Raw genomic sequence first — 15,218 nt, forward strand, 5'->3', positions numbered from 1 at the left:
CGATTGCAGCGACTGCGCCTCACCCGGCGACTTCGACGATCCGGCCGTGGCCGAGCGCCCTGAACACCGTCTGCACAATGCCCGCACGGTCGAGGCCGGCCTTGGCATTCATGACTTCCGGCTTTGCCTGGTCCATCCAGATATCGGGCATGACGAGCGTGCGGATCTTCAGCCCGTTGTCCAGCAGGCCCTCGCTGGCGAGGAACTGCATGACCTGACTGCCGAAGCCGCCGACCGAGCCCTCTTCGATGGTGATCAGCATCTCGTGGTGGGCGGCAAGCTGGCGAATGAGATCGTGGTCGAGCGGCTTGGCGAAGCGGGCATCCGCGACTGTCGTGGGCAGGCCGGCAGCGTCGAGATCCTCGGCCGCGGCAAGGCTGTCGGCGAGGCGCGTGCCGAAGGAGAGCAAGGCGACTTTCGAACCCTGCTTGACCACGCGACCCCTACCGATTTCCAGGATCTGGCCCCGTTCGGGCATTTCGATGCCGACGCCTTCGCCGCGCGGATAGCGGAACGAGATCGGCCCGAGATCGTAGGCGGCCGCGGTGCGCACCATATTCTTCAGTTCCGCCTCGTCGGCGGCAGCCATGACGACGAAACCGGGCAGGGTCGCAAGAAAGGTCGTGTCGAAGGAACCGGCATGCGTCGGCCCATCGGCGCCGACGAAGCCGGCGCGATCGATTGGGAAGCGCACCGGCAGACCCTGGATCGCCACATCGTGCACCACCTGGTCATAGGCGCGCTGCAGGAAGGTGGAATAAAGCGCGGCAAAAGGCTTGTAGCCCTCGGCGGCAAGGCCAGCGGCGAAGGTCACTGCATGTTGCTCGGCGATGCCGACGTCGAAACAGCGCTTGGGGAAGAATTCCTGCAGCTTGTCGAGGCCGGTACCATTAGGCATGGCGGCGGTAATGCCGACGATCTTGTCGTCGAGCATCGCCTCCTGCACGAGAGCATCGGCAAAGACGCTGGTGTAGCTTGGCGCGTTCGGCTTCACTTTGGCTTGCGCGCCGGTGATGACGTCGAACTTGTTGACGCCGTGATATTTGTCGGCGGCGGCTTCTGCCGGGGGATAGCCCTTGCCCTTCTGCGTCACGACATGGATCAGCACCGGGCCTTGCGCATTGTCGCGCACGTTGCGCAGCACCGGAAGCAGATGCTCGAAGGAATGGCCGTCGATTGGGCCGATATGGTAGAAGCCCATCTCCTCGAACATCGTTCCACCGGTCACATAGCCCCGTGCATGCTCGACCGCCCGTGTGATGGCGCGATCGACCTTCTTGCCGAGATAGGCCGTCAGTTTCTTGCCGAAATCGCGGAAGCCCATATAGGTGCGGCCGGAGGCGAGGCGGGCGAGATAGGCGCTCATCGCGCCCGTCGGCGGCGCGATCGACATGTCGTTGTCGTTGAGGATGACGATCAGCCGCGCGTCGAGCGCGCCGGCATTGTTCAGGGCCTCGTAGGCCATGCCGGCCGACATCGCGCCGTCGCCGATGACGGCAATGACGCGGCGGTCGGTTTTATCAAGCTCGGCGGCCACCGCCATGCCGAGGCCGGCGGAAATGGATGTGGAGGAATGCGCGGCACCGAAGGGATCATATTCGCTTTCGGCGCGGCGCGTGAAGCCGGAAAGGCCGCCTTCCTGGCGCAGCGTGCGGATGCGATCGCGCCGTCCGGTCAGGATCTTGTGCGGATAACACTGATGCCCGACATCGAAGATGAGGCGATCGTTCGGCGTGTCGAAGACGCTGTGGATGGCAACAGTGAGTTCGACGACGCCAAGGCCGGCGCCGAGATGTCCGCCCGTGCGCGATACCGCATCGATCATCTCGTCACGGACTTCGCGGGCGAGTTGCGGCAAGTCCCGGTCCTCCAGCTTTCGCAGGTCGGAAGGATAATGGACCCGGTCCAGCAGCGGCGTCTCTGGCATTTGTGTCAAGGCAGAAGCCTCTTTCTTGCTATTCTTGGGCGGTTGCCCGCCTTTACGTCAAAACAGATTGCGACAAAAGACGCCGAATTCAAGGAGTGCCCGAACAAGAAACATTTGGCACTGTTATGAACCCGTTAGCCCTCCGGCAAGGGAATGAACTCTTCCTCGTCGCCCGGCACGATATCGAAGCGGCCCGTGCGCCATTCTTCCTTGGCTTTTTCGATGCGCTCCTTGGAAGAGGATACGAAGTTCCACCAGATATAGCGCTTCGAATTGAGCGCCGCACCTCCAAAAAGCATGAGATGACAGCCTTTTTCCGCAGCTTCCAGGGTTATGGCATCGCCGGGGCGGAAAACGAGAAGCTGATCCTGCGCGAAGCGATCACCGGCCACGATGAGCGATCCGGAGAGGATATAAACAGCGCGTTCCTCGTGCGCTGCACCAAAAGGAAACGTCGTGTTCGGCTGAAGCTGCAGATCGACGTAAAGCGTGTCGGAGAAGGATTTCACCGGTGATTTCAGGCCTTCGAAATCTCCGATCACCACGCGCCCGGTCACGCCGCCATCGGCGATGACAGGCAGTTCGTCTTTCTCTGTATGGGCAAAGGAAGGATCGATCTCCTCCTTGTCGTCGGGGAGCGCCAACCATGTCTGCAGGCCTGACATCGCAAAGGGATGGTCGCGCAGATTTTCCGGGGTGCGTTCAGAGTGCACGATCCCGCGTCCGGCCGTCATCAGGTTGACGTCGCCGGGACGGATCACCTTGGCCGTGCCGAGGCTGTCGAGATGGCGGATCTCGCCGTCGAACAGATAGGTGACGGTGGAAAGGCCGATATGCGGATGCGGGCGCACATCAACCGCTTGGCCCGGCCGAAAAATTGCAGGCCCCATGCGGTCGAAAAAGATGAACGGCCCCACCAGCCGTCGCCGGCTGCTCGGAAGTGCCCGCCGCACGGAGAAACCGCCGAGGTCACTGGTACGCGGAATGATGAGATTCTCGATCGCATCGCAGGTGAAGGCATCGCCGGGCTGTGGATCGTTTCCTGGGAAGAAAGACATGGCGGGCGCTCCTTTCGGTTGAGGCTCAACCTACCGGGAATGTCAGGGAAACTCAAACTTTCCCGTCTTGTCTCACGCGCCGTCCAGCGGTTCCGTGCCTTGAGGCTTGCCGGCGCGGTCGAGCCTGATCTTTTCGATGCGGTTTTCGGCAGCCGAGAGCAGCGCCTCGCAATGCTTCTTCAGGGCTTCGCCGCGCTCGTAGATGGTGATGGATTCATCCAGTGCCACGTCGCCGCGTTCCAGCCGCGCAACGATGCTTTCAAGCTCCGCCACGGCCTTCTCGAAGGAATAGCCTGATACATCCACCTTGGCGCTCTCGCTCATCGTCAACCCTTCATCATGCGCAGAATATGCATCCCCGCCGACTCGGCGAGGCCTTCCAGATCATAGCCACCTTCGAGCAGGCTGACGACCCGGTTGTTGGCGCTGCGATCGGCAGCCTCCAGGATCCGCCCCGTCGCCCAGTCGAAATCCTCGCCGGTGAGGTTCAATTGTGCTAAGGGGTCGCGGTGGTGGGCGTCGAAGCCGGCCGAGATGATGATGATGTCTGGGCGGAAGTCATCGAGCGCCGGCAGGATGCGCGACTTGAAGGCTTCGCGGAAATGATCGCCGCCGGTATTGGGCGAAAGCGGCGCATTGACGATGGTATTATGCGCGCCGCGCTCGTCCTTCTTGCCAGTGCCCGGATAGAGCGGCATCTGGTGGGTCGAGCAGAAGAGCACGGACGGATCGTTCCAGAAGATGTCCTGTGTGCCGTTGCCGTGGTGCACATCCCAGTCGACGATGGCGACGCGCTCGGCACCATGAGCTTTCTGCGCATGGCGGGCGGCGATCGCCGCATTGTTGAAGAAGCAGAAGCCCATCGCCTTGCTCTTCTCGGCATGGTGGCCGGGCGGGCGGGCCGCGACGAAGACATTGTCGGCAGCGCCGGAAAACACGTCGTCGACCGCTGCCATGGCGCCGCCGACGCCGTGCATGATCGCCTGCAGCGTCTTCGGGCTGGCATAGGTATCCGCCTCGATCTGATTGATCTCGCCGTCGTCGCCTTTGTCCGGCATCGAGCGCAGGACGAATTCCAGATGCTCTTCGGGATGGGCAAGCAGGACCGAGTCTTCATTGGCCGCTGGGGCTTTTCGCCGGTCGAGCCGCTCGAAATTCGGATGCTCCAGCGCGATGTTCAGCGAGCGCAGCCGGTCGGGCCGTTCCGGGTGGCCGGGCGGTACAATATGCTCAAGAAAAATCGGGTGTTCGTAAAGACGTGTGCTCATGGGGCCAATCTATAAATGAGGTGTGACGCCTATTACAGGACATGGACAATGTCACTACAATGTCAACAATCCATCTTAACCACTTTGGAGCAGCGCCCGTTTACTTATTGAGGTGCGATGTTAAGCTTTCATTAAGATGCGCATGGCGTCGGACAGGGTTTTCACGGGATGACGAGTGTAGAGCGATCCGATGTCATCGAGTTGAGAGTGCCGCCGCGTGATGTCGACCGGCACGGTCATATGTTCATCGCCTCCTATATCTCGCAGGCGGAGGCGGCGCTCTCGAATTTCTGGCGCACGCGGCCGCTGGTCGACGATGAACCGGCCTATGTCGCCACCAAGGCCTCCTGCGTCCTGCACCGGGCCTTGCGTTACGACGACCTTGCCCGCTTCTCGATCAGCGTCAACAAGATCGGCGGCAAGTCCGTCGGCTTCGTCGTCATGGTCGAGACCGGCAATGAACTGGCGGCGGAGGTCGAGATTCTCTGGCTCGCCGTGCGCGGCGACGAGAATGACCCCGTGCCGCTGCCCGAGGACACCCGCGACTGGCTCTACAAATATCTGACGTGACGCGCTCGCCGGCTGCGGTTTTTCCGCCCTGAGCCGAGTTCAGCTCCGCTGCGGCAGAAGCGGATAGCCGGCCATGACGGCGCGGCCGACCAGAGCTGCAACAACCGCCTTGACGAGATCCCCGGGCACAAAGCCCAGGGAGCCGAAGAACGCTTTGGTGAAGCCGATGTTGATGGCCAGCCAGGCAATGCCGAAGGCATAGAGCACCACGACGCCGCCGACGACGGCGGCGATGAAGAAGCCGATGCCCTGGTTGAGGCTGCTTTGCTCCGGCTTCACCAGCCGCTCAGAGAGATAGCCTGTCACGAAGGCAGCGAATATCCAGCCGATGAAGAAACCCGCCGTCGGGCCTGCAAAGACGGCAAGGCCGCCACGGCCGCCCGATAGTACCGGCAAGCCGATTATCACCAGCAGGACGACGATCAGCACCGCAATCGTACCGCGCCGGGCGCCGAGCACCACGCCGGCCAGCATCACGCCAAGCGACTGCGCGGTGATCGGCACGGGAATGATGCCGATCGGGATCGGCGGTAGCAGGCCGAGCGCCACGATGATGGCGGCAAAGAGTGCGGAGAGGACAAGATCGCGGGTATTCATGGCGGCTCCATCCGAAAAAGATTTATGTTCAATGCCGCCGAATGCCGCGCGCGTCAATCGCAGCCGCGATATTGTCCGCGTCGCGCAGCGTCAGGATGATCAGCGGCACAAGCGTCGTTGCCAGGCGTATTTTGATCCCCCGCGCTTCGTGTGCTTCGCGGATGGCGCGATAGCGGTCGAGAATCTCAGGCACGAAACGCAGGACGAGCCCGACCGCAAGCCCGATATCCGCGGCCCTGAGCAAGCCGATCTTCTCGAGTGGCGTCGCAAGAACGGTGATTTCGTCGATGAAGGCGGCCGTCGATGTCGTCGCCGTTACAGTGGCTGCAAACAGCGCAAGCGCGGTCAGCCGCAGCGCCACCACGAGGACAAGGTGAAACGGACTGAAGAACAGGTTCAAGAGCGTAAGCACGGCAATGGAGATGAGGATCGGACGGAGCCGCCTCAATGCCTCGCCGACAGAAAGGCCGGTGCGAAAATAGAGGCCGGCACCGATGAGGTTCGCAAGCCCGAGCAGCGCGGTGGAATCCGTCAGGAACAATAGAATGCCGAGCGCGGCGAGCGTTACGAGCTTCACGCGCGGTGTCAGCCGATGCATCCATGTATCCGCGTCCACGTGCAGCGTTTGCATCAGCTCGCCATCTCCTTGTAGCGGGCGATGGCTTCCGCCGCCGGTGCGTCGACAACGAGGCGGCCCTGATCGAATAGCAGCACGCGGTCGAAATCCTCGAGCAGCGGCAGGTCGTGGCTGATGACGATGACGCTTTCCGGCAGCGCTGCGATGGTCCTCTGCACCAGCGCCCGGTTCTTCAAGTCGAGCTGGTTGGTGGGTTCGTCGAGGATGAGGATGTCGGGGCCGGTGACGAGCACCGAGCAGAGGGCGGCCATCTGCAGCTCGCCGCCCGAAAGTTCATGCGCACGCCGCGCGCCGAGATGGCTGACACCGAACCGTTCGAGGATGCCGTCCACCGCCGTCTCGATCTGCGTCTTGTCCAAACCGCGTGCCTTGAGCCCGAAGGCGATGTCGTCGCGCACGATGGGCAGGATGATCTGGTTCTGCGGCGACTGGAAGATATAGCCGACCTTTCCGAGCACGGAGGCGGCATCGTTGGCCGTATCGAGCCCGTCAACGACGACGCGGCCGGTGGTCGGCTTGGCGAGCCCGTTGATCAGCCGCGCAAAGGTCGTCTTGCCGGAACCGTTGAGGCCGATGATCCCGACGCGCTTCTCCTGAAGCGTCAGGTTCAGCGGGTAGAGCGCGGTCCGTTTGCCATAGTCGACGCCGGCATTGTCGAAGCGGATATCCAAGCGGCTTCCCTGTTCCGTGGTGGTGTCGCGGTCCTATAGCGCATCGCGGTCATTTATCAAATCGCGGGCTGTTTGAAAGCATGGGAATTTATGCCTATGATCCCCTTATGACGAATCTGCTTTCGAATCGCGACGCCCGCCGCGTCTTCCTTGCCAAGCAGGGGCTTGCCAATCCGCCGAACCGCGCCTTGACCAAGGCGGGGTTGCTGCAGCTCATCCACGACATCGGCTTCGTGCAGGTGGACAGCATCGGCACCGTCGAGCGGGCGCATCACCAGATCCTGTTCTCGCGCAATCAGACCTATCGACGCGAACATCTGACCGAGTTGCTCGAAAAAGATGGTGCGCTGTTCGAACATTGGACGCACGACGCCTCGATCCTGCCGAGCGCTTTCTTCGTTTATTGGAAGCACCGGTTCCGCCGCGAGGAGTTGGCGCTCGTCGAGCGGTGGCGCAAATGGCGCGGTGAGGGCTTCGAGTCTGCTTTTGAAGAGACCTACGAGCGTGTGCTGAAGAACGGCGCCATCATGGCGCGTGAGATCAAGGCGGACGGCCATGTCTCGGGCGGCTGGTGGAACTGGCATCCGAACAAGACCGCGCTCGAATATTTCTGGCGCACCGGCAAATTCGCGATCGCCGGTCGCACGAACTTCCAGAAGGTCTATGATCTGGTCGAGCGCGTCTTGCCGGATCATGTCCATACACCGGAGGTCGATCATGAGGAGTTCGTCGAATGGGCTTGCCGCAGCGCTTTGCAGCGCCTGGGCTTTGCCACCTCAGGCGAAATTGCTGCCTTCTGGGATCTGGTGACGCCGCAGGAAGCTAAGACATGGGTGGAGACACATCGCGACGAACTGACGGAAATGCTGATCGAACCGGCCATCGGCGGCAAGCCGCGCCCCTCCTTCGCGTTCACCGACTTCCATGCCACGCTCGACAGTTATCCGGAAGCGCCGGCGCGTATCCGCGTGCTCAGTCCCTTCGACCCGGTGCTGCGCGACCGCAACCGCACCGAACGCCTCTTCGGTTTCTTCTACCGCATCGAGATTTTCGTGCCGGAGCCCAAGCGGGAATACGGCTACTACGTCTTCCCTCTGCTGGAAGGCGACCGGCTGATCGGCCGGATTGACATGAAGGCCGACCGCAAGGCGGGTACATTGGACGTCAAGCGTCTGTGGCTGGAGCCCGGCGTCAAGGCATCCGTCGGCCGGCTTGAGAGGTTGGAAGCGGAGCTGGAGCGTGTCGCCCGTTTCACCGGCGTCGAGAAGGTCGTGTTTCTCGAGGGCTGGCGGGGCTAACCACCTCCCCCTTGAGGGGGGAGGTCGCGCGGAACGCGCGGGTGGGGGTGACAACCCGAGATTTCGAAGGATCAACCCACCCCGGAGCTTTGCTCCGACCCCTACCTCAAGTGGAGGGTGAAAATCAGCAGATCTCTGTCTTGGCGATCTTGATGCCGAAGCCTTCGAGGCCGACATAGTGTCGCTCGCGGCTGGTGAGCAGCTTGATGGAGCTGACGCCGAGATCCTTGAGGATCTGTGCGCCGAGGCCGATTTCCAGCCATTCGCTGTCGCGGGCTTGCGCCTCGGCATGGCTTTCACGCTCGGCCTGGCGCGCTTTGCGGCCGTTGTCGAAATGGCCGACGCCGACCGAGCCTTCGCGCAGGTAAACGATGACGCCGCGGCCTTCCTCGGCAATTTTCTTCATGTAGAAATCGACAGGGCGGCGCTTGCCGAAGATATCCTCGGCAACACTTTCCGGATGCAGGCGCACCGCAATGTCGGCACCGTCCCGGATGTCTCCGAAGACGACGGCAAGGTGCTGCATCGTGTCCCAGGGCAGCGAATAGGTATGCGCGCGCGCCTTGCCGAACGGCGTGTCGATATCGAAGCTAGTGCCGAGTTCGATCAGCGTTTCCTTGCGCTGGCGATAGGCGATGAGATCGGCGACGGAGACGAGCTTCAGCCCGTGCTGCTCGGCGAATTCCACCACCTGCGGGCCGCGCGTCACCGTGCCGTCGTCATTGACGAGTTCGCTGATGACGCCGATCAGCGGCAGTCCGGCGAGCTTGCAGAGGTCGACCGCGGCTTCCGTATGGCCCGAGCGCATCAGCACGCCGCCTTCGCGGGCGACGAGCGGGAAAATATGGCCGGGGCGGACGAAATCGGCAGGGCCGACATTCGGATTGGCGAGGTTGCGCACCGTCAGCGTCCGGTCGTCTGCGGAAATGCCCGTCGTCGTGCCGTGCTTGAAGTCGACGGAGACGGTGAAAGCGGTCGTATGGGCTGAATCGTTTTCCGCCACCATGGCGTTGAGGTTCAGGCGCTTGGCCTCCTCGCGCGGCATGGGCGTGCAGACGATGCCGGATGTATGGCGAACGATGAAGGCCATCTTTTCCGGCGTGCAATGGACCGCGGCGACGATCAGGTCGCCCTCGTTCTCGCGGTCGTTGTCATCCATGACGACGACGATTTCGCCGGCTTCAAAAGCCCGGATGGCATCGACAACACGCTTCTGGTCGTAAGGCATCAAGAAATCCCTATCTCTGCTGGCCCGTCTGGCCGCGATCTCTCAGATAATGATCGGCGACGGCGCAGGCAACCATCGCTTCGCCGATCGGCACGGCGCGAATGCCGACGCATGGGTCGTGCCGCCCCTTGGTGCGCACGTCGACATTGTTGCCATCAGCATCGATCGACCGGCGCTCCGTCAGGATCGAGGAGGTCGGCTTGATAGCGAAGCGGGCGACGACAGGCTCGCCGGTGGAAATGCCGCCCAGAATGCCGCCTGCATGGTTGGACAGGAAAATGCGCTTGCCGTCATTGCCCATACGCATTTCGTCGGCGTTTTCCTCGCCGGTCAGTTCGGCGGACGCGAAGCCTTCGCCGATCTCGACGCCCTTGACGGCATTGATCGACATCAGCAGCGAGGCGATATCCTGGTCGAGCTTGCCATAGATCGGCGCGCCGAGACCCGCCGGCACGCCTTCGGCCACGACTTCCACCACGGCGCCGACCGAGGAGCCAGCCTTGCGGATGCCGTCGAGATACTCCTCCCATACCGGCACGATCGCCGGATCGGGGGCGAAGAACGGGTTTTGGTTCACCTGCGCCCAATCCCAGTTGGCGCGGTTGATCTTGTGCTTGCCGATCTGCACCAGCGCGCCGCGGACTGTGACGCCGGGCACGACGAGGCGGGCGATGCCGCCGGCGGCAACCCGCGCTGCCGTTTCGCGGGCAGACGATCGGCCGCCGCCGCGATAGTCGCGAATGCCGTATTTGATGTCATAGGTATAATCGGCATGGCCCGGGCGATAGCGGCGCGCGATCTCGCCATAATCCTTCGAGCGCTGGTCGGTATTCTCGATCAGCATCGAGATCGGCGTGCCCGTCGAGATCATCGTCTCGCCGTCCTCGTCCATCATCACGCCGGACAGCACCTTGACGAGGTCGTCCTCGCGTCGTTGCGTCACGAAGCGCGATTGGCCGGGTTTGCGCTTGTCGAGCCAGGCCTGGATATCCTCGAGCCTGAAGCGAAGGCCGGGAGGGCAGCCGTCGACGATGCAGCCGAGCGCCGGCCCGTGGCTTTCGCCCCAGGTGGTGACACGGAAAAGATGACCGAATGTATTGTGCGACATGGAAAACGACCGGATTGGTGCGGCCTGTCGGGCAGACCGCGTCTTGTCTCTTGCGATTGCGGCACACTCATAGGACAAAAAGCCTGCAAGACAAAATCTTTCTTTCCGAGATGGCGGAGAGCCAGCCTCGAACCTCTGCCATTGCCTCATCGGCATGGTAAACAAAGATTAAGCCGCACTGTGGATTGTGACGATGCATTCATCAATTGGGCAAGCAACGCCACCGTTGTGGGCAATTTCTGCCATATTCGAAGTGTTCTTTAGGCTGCATAACAAATCAAAATCGAACTGACGTAAAAGGGTACGACCATGCGCTTTTTTGTAGCGACGCTTTTGGCCACGGCAAGCCTGCTTGCTCCCGTCGCGGCCTTTGCCGAAAGCGCTGATGTCGAGTCCACGATCAAGAAGGTCGATACGAAGAATTTCAGCATCACGCTGGACGACGGCAAGAACTATCAGGTGCCGGAGGATTTCGATTTCAACGGTCTGAAGGCCGGCGTGAAGGTGGTTGTCTTCTACACTGAGGTCGACGGCAAACGCGTCGTCAACGATCTCGACATCGTTCAGTAAATATTGATGCCGCCGCACAACTGGCGGCTCGTGAACCGTGTCACCGGCTGTGTTGACGTGTTGTTTTATCCGGTTCCGGAAAGAAAGCTGCCGCCTAGTTTTCCGGGACTGCCTCAGATCCAGCCGATGATCTTCATCTGCAGATCGACCTTCAGGATCTGATCCTGATGTATCGGGATTTCGGCGGCCTCTTCCTTTGCGACATCGCCGACCAGACGGAACAATGTGCGGATGACGCCGCCATGCGTGACGCAGACGGTTGGCCGTTCGACTGAGGTCAGCCATGAGCCGACGCGCCAGGAGAGGATTTCGTAGCTTTCCGCATCTTCGCCAGGGGGAATGAAATCCCATTTGCCGGCCTTGCGCTCGGCAAGGCGCTCGGGTTCGGCAGCCTTCAATTCCCTAAGCGTGAAGCCTTCCCAGGCGCCGAAGGATACCTCGACCAGCCGTTCGTCGGTGCGATAATCCTTGGGCGGCAGGCCCATGGCCTCCCGCGCGATCTCCATGGTCTCGCGGGTGCGGCGCAGCGGGCTTGCGATGAAATCGAAAGACCGGTTTTCGAATGCGAGGATTTCGCGAAGGTCGATGCCATTTTGCCGCGCCTGTTCTCGGCCGATGGCGTTAAGGTCGATGTCCTTCTGCCCTTGCAGACGGCGCTCGGCATTCCAGTCGGTCTGACCGTGTCGGATCACATAGAGGATGGGCGGCACGGTCAGATTTCCTGTTGATCAGTCCTTCTGGACGGAAATGTCGGGCGCGTCCACAGCCTTCATGCCGACCGTGTGATAGCCGGAATCGACATGATGGATTTCGCCGGTGACGGCCGTCGACAGGTCGGACAGGAGGTAAAGTGCCGAGTTGCCGACCTCGTCGATCGTCACGGTCCGCTTCAACGGCGCGTTGTACTCGTTCCACTTCAGGATATAGCGGAAATCGCCGATACCGGAAGCGGCGAGCGTCTTGATCGGGCCTGCCGAAATCGCGTTGACGCGAATGCCGCGGCCGCCGAGATCGACGGCGAGATAGCGCACGCTTGCTTCCAGAGCTGCCTTGGCGACACCCATGACGTTGTAATGCGGCATGACCTTCTCTGCACCATAATAGGTCAGGGTGATCATCGAGCCGCCATCATTCATGATTCGCTCGGCGCGCTGGGCTACGGCGGTGAAGGAATAGACGGAGATGTCCATCGTCCGCGCGAAGTTATCGCGGCTGGTATCGAGGTAACGGCCGGTCAGCTCATCCTTGTCGGAGAAGGCGATGGCGTGCACGACGAAATCGATCTTGCCCCATTTCGCTTCCAGCGCGTCGATGACTGCATCGATCGTCGCGGGCTCGGTAACGTCACAATGGCCGGCCATGAAGGCGCCCAGCTCCTGAGCCAACGGCTCGACGCGCTTCTTCAAGGCGTCGCCCTGCCACGTCAATGCTATTTCGGCTCCGGCTTCCGAACAGGCCTTGGCAATACCCCACGCTATCGAACGGTTGTTTGCTACGCCGAGGATGACGCCGCGCTTGCCTGCCATGAGGCCAGTGGTTTGAGCCATATTCTGCTCCCTTGAACTTTCGAATGATCCTGCCTATGGCATAGGCCGTCCCCCTGTTCAAGCATCGTAAAGATCATCAACTGTTAGGGATCGTAACAAAGGGTGCTGTTTTCACCAAAATTTCACAGGAAAAGGCCCTCGCGCATGCTGCGCATCAAATCGGTGATCTTATCATCCGGTTTTTCCCACAGCATCAGTCGCAATTCCACGATGAGATCGCCATTTCCGCCATTTCCGTCCGGTAATCCCTCGCCGTGGACACGGATAATCTGATCCGAACCGGACCAGGCGGGCACCGTGAGTTTGACCGGGCCGCTCAATCCTTCGACCGTCGTCTCGCAACCGAGCACTGCATTTTCGATGGTAACGGGCAGCGTCGTGCGGATGTCATGGCCGTCGAGTGTGAAACGCGCGTCGGTGGAGAGATGGACGGTGACCGCCACATCGCCACGCAGCATCCCCTGAAGCTTCAATCCCTGTCCCTTCAGATGAAGGACCTGGCCGTTGCCAATATCCGTCGTCGCCTGAAAGCGCGCCTCGCGACCATCGGATAGCGGAACGGTGATCCATCGCCCCTTCAGCATATCGTCGAGCGTCACAGTCGCTTCGGCCGCGACCTCCGGGGTCTTTTCGGGCGCCTTGTCCGGCACGCTGCCCGTGAAGCGACGCACGATGGAGCCGAGGATGCCGAAGGGGGAGCGGGCTCCGACCGAGGCAGTCGCCGTTGCCAGCTGCTCTTCTTCCGCCTGCTGTTCTTCCATCGCGGCCGCGTTCGGCTCGCGCTGCTTCTCTGCCTGTTGCGCGCTCATCTCGGGTGCAGCCTGGTCCTGCTGCGCGCGGCCGGCTTTCACGCCGAAGATGCGCTCGACCATATCTTCGGGCGTCTCGCCTGCGCCGGCCTGCTGGCCCGAAGCGGCGGCTGCCGCTGCCTTGCGGGCGTTTGCGCGGGCAAGCTCCTCCATGACCTTTTCGGCATTGGCGCGGGCAACCCTGGCGCGCTCCGCGGCTTCACGGGCAGCCTGTCGCTGTTGCATGATGGTCTGCTCCGCGGTCTGGCCCTTCGCTTCGGCCATACGGGCGACTTGATCGTAGCGGCTGCGCTTTTGCGGATCCTTCAACGTTTCATAGGCGCGGCCGATTTCGGCGAAGCGCTCCGTTGCCGTCGGATCTCCCATATTGTGATCGGGATGGGCGGTCTTTGCGAGATTTCGCCAGGCTGCCTTGATTTCGTTCGCCTCGGCATCTCTTTTTACGCCTAGTATCTTGTAAGGATCGCGCATTCCTGTAGCCACCGTCTTATGGAGGTGCCTGGCCCCACGGCGGCACCCCGAAACAAAAACACAACGACCGCACCTCGTTTTCTCGCGTCCCCGGAGGGGCAAGGTCGATGCGCGTACGAGCTGATCCTGCGGGAATAGTTGCTAATCAGGCGTTACGTCGGACAGGGGGTGGCGCCCTCCATCTTCGGGGATGGTTAGCCAATTACTAACGATCGCTGCCGGATATGGGATTGGATGCGGAACGCATTGTTCCGCCAGGTCTCTTCGCGAGCAGGAAAAAGAGAGAGGAGCGGCGGTCAGCCGGCCTGCTGAAAGCTCAGCAACTGCCATTCGCCCTGACCGACGAGACAGGTCCGGCCGGAGAAATTGGCGATGCCGTCATAGGAATGACGGGTCGTGCGAAACTGGCGGCAGACAAGACCCGCAGCATTGTTCTCAACGATCGTGTCGATGACGCCGGCGCTGCCGGTGGAGGCATTCGCCCAGGGAATGGGTTGCCCGTTGAGCTTGTGAAGATCCGCCGAGGTCACAGCGTTGCGCACTGTGGCTTCGTCGGAGATACTGTCGGTGGTCACCGGAGCAGTCGGGACCGTGCCCGTTGATACGCTGCGGTCGACCTTGGCCGAGCTCAGATAGTCCATGCCGCCGCCGACGCAGCCGCCAAGGGTGAAAAAGGAGACAAGGGCGACAGCCGTCGTCACGCCTTTTGCAAGCTTGCGCTTTGTATGAACGGTCGACTTTGCTATGACTTCCACCCGAATATCTTGGCCTGCCTGAGGGGCTGGCGATTTTTAGGAATTGCGGAGTATTTGAACTAATATGTCGGAAAACGAGTTAACAAGCGGTGACTTCACCGAACAGAACGAGCCTTTCACTCTTTTTGCGGCCTGGCTGCGCGAAGCAGAGACCACAGAGCCAAATGATCCGAATGCGGTTGCCCTGGCAACGGTGGATAAGGATGGATTGCCAAATGTCCGCATGGTCCTTTTGAAGGGTTTTGATAGCGACGGATTCGTATTCTATACGAATTTCGAAAGCCAGAAAGGTCAAGAAATTCTTTCCCAGAAGAAAGCAGCCATGTGTTTCCACTGGAAATCGCTGCGCCGACAGGTGCGCCTGCGCGGATTGGTTGAAGTGGTGAGCGACAAGGAGGCCGATGAGTACTACAAGACGAGGGCGCGGGGCAGCCGCATCGGCGCCTGGGCTTCGAAACAGTCTCGTCCTCTGGAGGGTCGGTTTGCGCTGGAAAAGGCTGTTGCAGAATATACGGCCCGTTATGTCATAGGCGACATTCCACGCCCGCCCTATTGGTCCGGCTTCCGTATTCGGCCGCTGTCGATCGAATTCTGGCACGATCGCCAATTCCGCCTGCACGACCGCATCGAATTTCGCCGCGACGTGCCGGAAGGCGCCTGGCAAAAGGTGCGGATGTATCCGTAAGGTCTACGCCAATCCGGCG

At 61.2% G+C, this 15,218-nt stretch carries 17 protein-coding genes; 4 read left to right on the forward strand and 13 right to left on the reverse strand.

What is annotated here, in order from left to right:
- Nucleotides 1-19: 19 nt before the first annotated feature.
- The 4 genes from dxs to JTP94_RS08185 form a co-directional block, all read right to left on the reverse strand.
- Nucleotides 20-1,936, reverse strand: coding sequence for a 1-deoxy-D-xylulose-5-phosphate synthase (gene dxs / locus JTP94_RS08170; RefSeq protein WP_204850026.1), 1,917 nt, complete (start codon nt 1,934-1,936; stop codon nt 20-22).
- A gap of 125 nt (nt 1,937-2,061) precedes the next feature.
- The gene (locus tag JTP94_RS08175; RefSeq protein WP_204850027.1) at nt 2,062-2,985 is read right to left on the reverse strand and encodes a pirin family protein; all 924 of its coding nucleotides are present in this window, start codon (nt 2,983-2,985) and stop codon (nt 2,062-2,064) included.
- Between the two features lie 72 nt (nt 2,986-3,057).
- Entirely contained in the window at nt 3,058-3,309 is a 252-nt protein-coding gene (locus tag JTP94_RS08180; protein ID WP_034488124.1) for an exodeoxyribonuclease VII small subunit, read from the reverse strand.
- Nucleotides 3,310-3,311: 2 nt separating this feature from the next.
- Nucleotides 3,312-4,253, reverse strand: a complete 942-nt coding sequence (locus tag JTP94_RS08185; protein WP_204850028.1) for a histone deacetylase family protein — start codon at nt 4,251-4,253, stop codon at nt 3,312-3,314.
- Nucleotides 4,254-4,421: 168 nt separating this feature from the next.
- On the opposite strand from JTP94_RS08185, the gene JTP94_RS08190 reads away from it, so the two are divergent.
- Entirely contained in the window at nt 4,422-4,823 is a 402-nt protein-coding gene (locus JTP94_RS08190) for a thioesterase family protein (protein ID WP_204850029.1), read from the forward strand.
- A gap of 39 nt (nt 4,824-4,862) precedes the next feature.
- Here the strand turns inward: JTP94_RS08190 and JTP94_RS08195 are convergent, their stop codons facing one another.
- Genes JTP94_RS08195 through JTP94_RS08205 form a run of 3 tightly spaced genes read right to left on the reverse strand, consistent with a single transcriptional unit; the run spans nt 4,863 to nt 6,728 of the window.
- The gene (locus JTP94_RS08195) at nt 4,863-5,420 is read right to left on the reverse strand and encodes a biotin transporter BioY (RefSeq protein WP_204850030.1); all 558 of its coding nucleotides are present in this window, start codon (nt 5,418-5,420) and stop codon (nt 4,863-4,865) included.
- A gap of 28 nt (nt 5,421-5,448) precedes the next feature.
- Nucleotides 5,449-6,051, reverse strand: coding sequence for an energy-coupling factor transporter transmembrane protein EcfT (locus tag JTP94_RS08200; RefSeq protein WP_204850031.1), 603 nt, complete (start codon nt 6,049-6,051; stop codon nt 5,449-5,451).
- Nucleotides 6,051-6,728, reverse strand: a complete 678-nt coding sequence (locus tag JTP94_RS08205; RefSeq protein WP_204850032.1) for an energy-coupling factor ABC transporter ATP-binding protein — start codon at nt 6,726-6,728, stop codon at nt 6,051-6,053. Before JTP94_RS08205 ends, JTP94_RS08200 begins: the two co-directional genes overlap by 1 nt.
- A gap of 107 nt (nt 6,729-6,835) precedes the next feature.
- On the opposite strand from JTP94_RS08205, the gene JTP94_RS08210 reads away from it, so the two are divergent.
- Complete coding sequence (locus tag JTP94_RS08210; protein ID WP_204850033.1) at nt 6,836-8,026, forward strand: winged helix-turn-helix domain-containing protein; 1,191 nt, start codon at nt 6,836-6,838, stop codon at nt 8,024-8,026.
- Nucleotides 8,027-8,150: 124 nt separating this feature from the next.
- On the opposite strand, the gene ribB is transcribed toward JTP94_RS08210, so the two are convergent.
- Nucleotides 8,151-9,254 (reverse strand): 3,4-dihydroxy-2-butanone-4-phosphate synthase, encoded by a 1,104-nt coding sequence (ribB, locus tag JTP94_RS08215; RefSeq protein WP_204850034.1) that lies wholly within the window; start codon nt 9,252-9,254, stop codon nt 8,151-8,153.
- 10 nt (nt 9,255-9,264) lie between these two features.
- Nucleotides 9,265-10,362 carry a chorismate synthase gene (aroC, locus tag JTP94_RS08220; RefSeq protein ID WP_204850035.1) on the reverse strand — a complete coding sequence of 366 codons (1,098 nt, stop codon included), beginning with the start codon at nt 10,360-10,362 and terminating at the stop codon, nt 9,265-9,267.
- A 309-nt stretch (nt 10,363-10,671) separates the two neighbouring features.
- Here aroC and JTP94_RS08225 point away from each other — a divergent pair, with 309 nt between their 5' ends.
- The gene (locus tag JTP94_RS08225) at nt 10,672-10,932 is read left to right on the forward strand and encodes a DUF1344 domain-containing protein (RefSeq protein ID WP_068384882.1); all 261 of its coding nucleotides are present in this window, start codon (nt 10,672-10,674) and stop codon (nt 10,930-10,932) included.
- Nucleotides 10,933-11,045: 113 nt separating this feature from the next.
- Here the strand turns inward: JTP94_RS08225 and JTP94_RS08230 are convergent, their stop codons facing one another.
- From JTP94_RS08230 to JTP94_RS08245, 4 genes are all read right to left on the reverse strand, one after another.
- Entirely contained in the window at nt 11,046-11,642 is a 597-nt protein-coding gene (locus JTP94_RS08230) for a histidine phosphatase family protein (protein WP_204850036.1), read from the reverse strand.
- Nucleotides 11,643-11,660: 18 nt separating this feature from the next.
- Nucleotides 11,661-12,479, reverse strand: a complete 819-nt coding sequence (gene fabI / locus JTP94_RS08235; protein WP_034508294.1) for an enoyl-ACP reductase FabI — start codon at nt 12,477-12,479, stop codon at nt 11,661-11,663.
- A 122-nt stretch (nt 12,480-12,601) separates the two neighbouring features.
- Nucleotides 12,602-13,759, reverse strand: a complete 1,158-nt coding sequence (locus JTP94_RS08240) for a DnaJ domain-containing protein (protein WP_204850037.1) — start codon at nt 13,757-13,759, stop codon at nt 12,602-12,604.
- A 296-nt stretch (nt 13,760-14,055) separates the two neighbouring features.
- Nucleotides 14,056-14,514 carry an RT0821/Lpp0805 family surface protein gene (locus JTP94_RS08245; RefSeq protein ID WP_204850038.1) on the reverse strand — a complete coding sequence of 153 codons (459 nt, stop codon included), beginning with the start codon at nt 14,512-14,514 and terminating at the stop codon, nt 14,056-14,058.
- Nucleotides 14,515-14,578: 64 nt separating this feature from the next.
- Here JTP94_RS08245 and pdxH point away from each other — a divergent pair, with 64 nt between their 5' ends.
- The gene (pdxH, locus tag JTP94_RS08250) at nt 14,579-15,199 is read left to right on the forward strand and encodes a pyridoxamine 5'-phosphate oxidase (protein WP_204850039.1); all 621 of its coding nucleotides are present in this window, start codon (nt 14,579-14,581) and stop codon (nt 15,197-15,199) included.
- The last annotated feature ends 19 nt before the right edge of the window (nt 15,200-15,218 follow it).

This window comes from Martinezella lusitana (assembly GCF_016901135.1).
Taxonomy (GTDB): domain Bacteria; phylum Pseudomonadota; class Alphaproteobacteria; order Rhizobiales; family Rhizobiaceae; genus Rhizobium; species Rhizobium lusitanum_D.

Coding starts and splice junctions, on each gene's coding strand:
- JTP94_RS08175 (WP_204850027.1), bottom strand. CDS start 2,985: ATGTCTTTCTTCCCAGGAAACGATCCACAGCCCGGCGATGCCTTCACC.
- JTP94_RS08180 (WP_034488124.1), bottom strand. CDS start 3,309: ATGAGCGAGAGCGCCAAGGTGGATGTATCAGGCTATTCCTTCGAGAAG.
- JTP94_RS08185 (WP_204850028.1), bottom strand. CDS start 4,253: ATGAGCACACGTCTTTACGAACACCCGATTTTTCTTGAGCATATTGTA.
- JTP94_RS08190 (WP_204850029.1), top strand. CDS start 4,422: ATGACGAGTGTAGAGCGATCCGATGTCATCGAGTTGAGAGTGCCGCCG.
- JTP94_RS08195 (WP_204850030.1), bottom strand. CDS start 5,420: ATGAATACCCGCGATCTTGTCCTCTCCGCACTCTTTGCCGCCATCATC.
- JTP94_RS08200 (WP_204850031.1), bottom strand. CDS start 6,051: ATGCAAACGCTGCACGTGGACGCGGATACATGGATGCATCGGCTGACA.
- JTP94_RS08210 (WP_204850033.1), top strand. CDS start 6,836: ATGACGAATCTGCTTTCGAATCGCGACGCCCGCCGCGTCTTCCTTGCC.
- ribB (WP_204850034.1), bottom strand. CDS start 9,254: ATGCCTTACGACCAGAAGCGTGTTGTCGATGCCATCCGGGCTTTTGAA.
- aroC (WP_204850035.1), bottom strand. CDS start 10,362: ATGTCGCACAATACATTCGGTCATCTTTTCCGTGTCACCACCTGGGGC.
- JTP94_RS08225 (WP_068384882.1), top strand. CDS start 10,672: ATGCGCTTTTTTGTAGCGACGCTTTTGGCCACGGCAAGCCTGCTTGCT.
- fabI (WP_034508294.1), bottom strand. CDS start 12,479: ATGGCTCAAACCACTGGCCTCATGGCAGGCAAGCGCGGCGTCATCCTC.
- JTP94_RS08240 (WP_204850037.1), bottom strand. CDS start 13,759: ATGCGCGATCCTTACAAGATACTAGGCGTAAAAAGAGATGCCGAGGCG.
- pdxH (WP_204850039.1), top strand. CDS start 14,579: ATGTCGGAAAACGAGTTAACAAGCGGTGACTTCACCGAACAGAACGAG.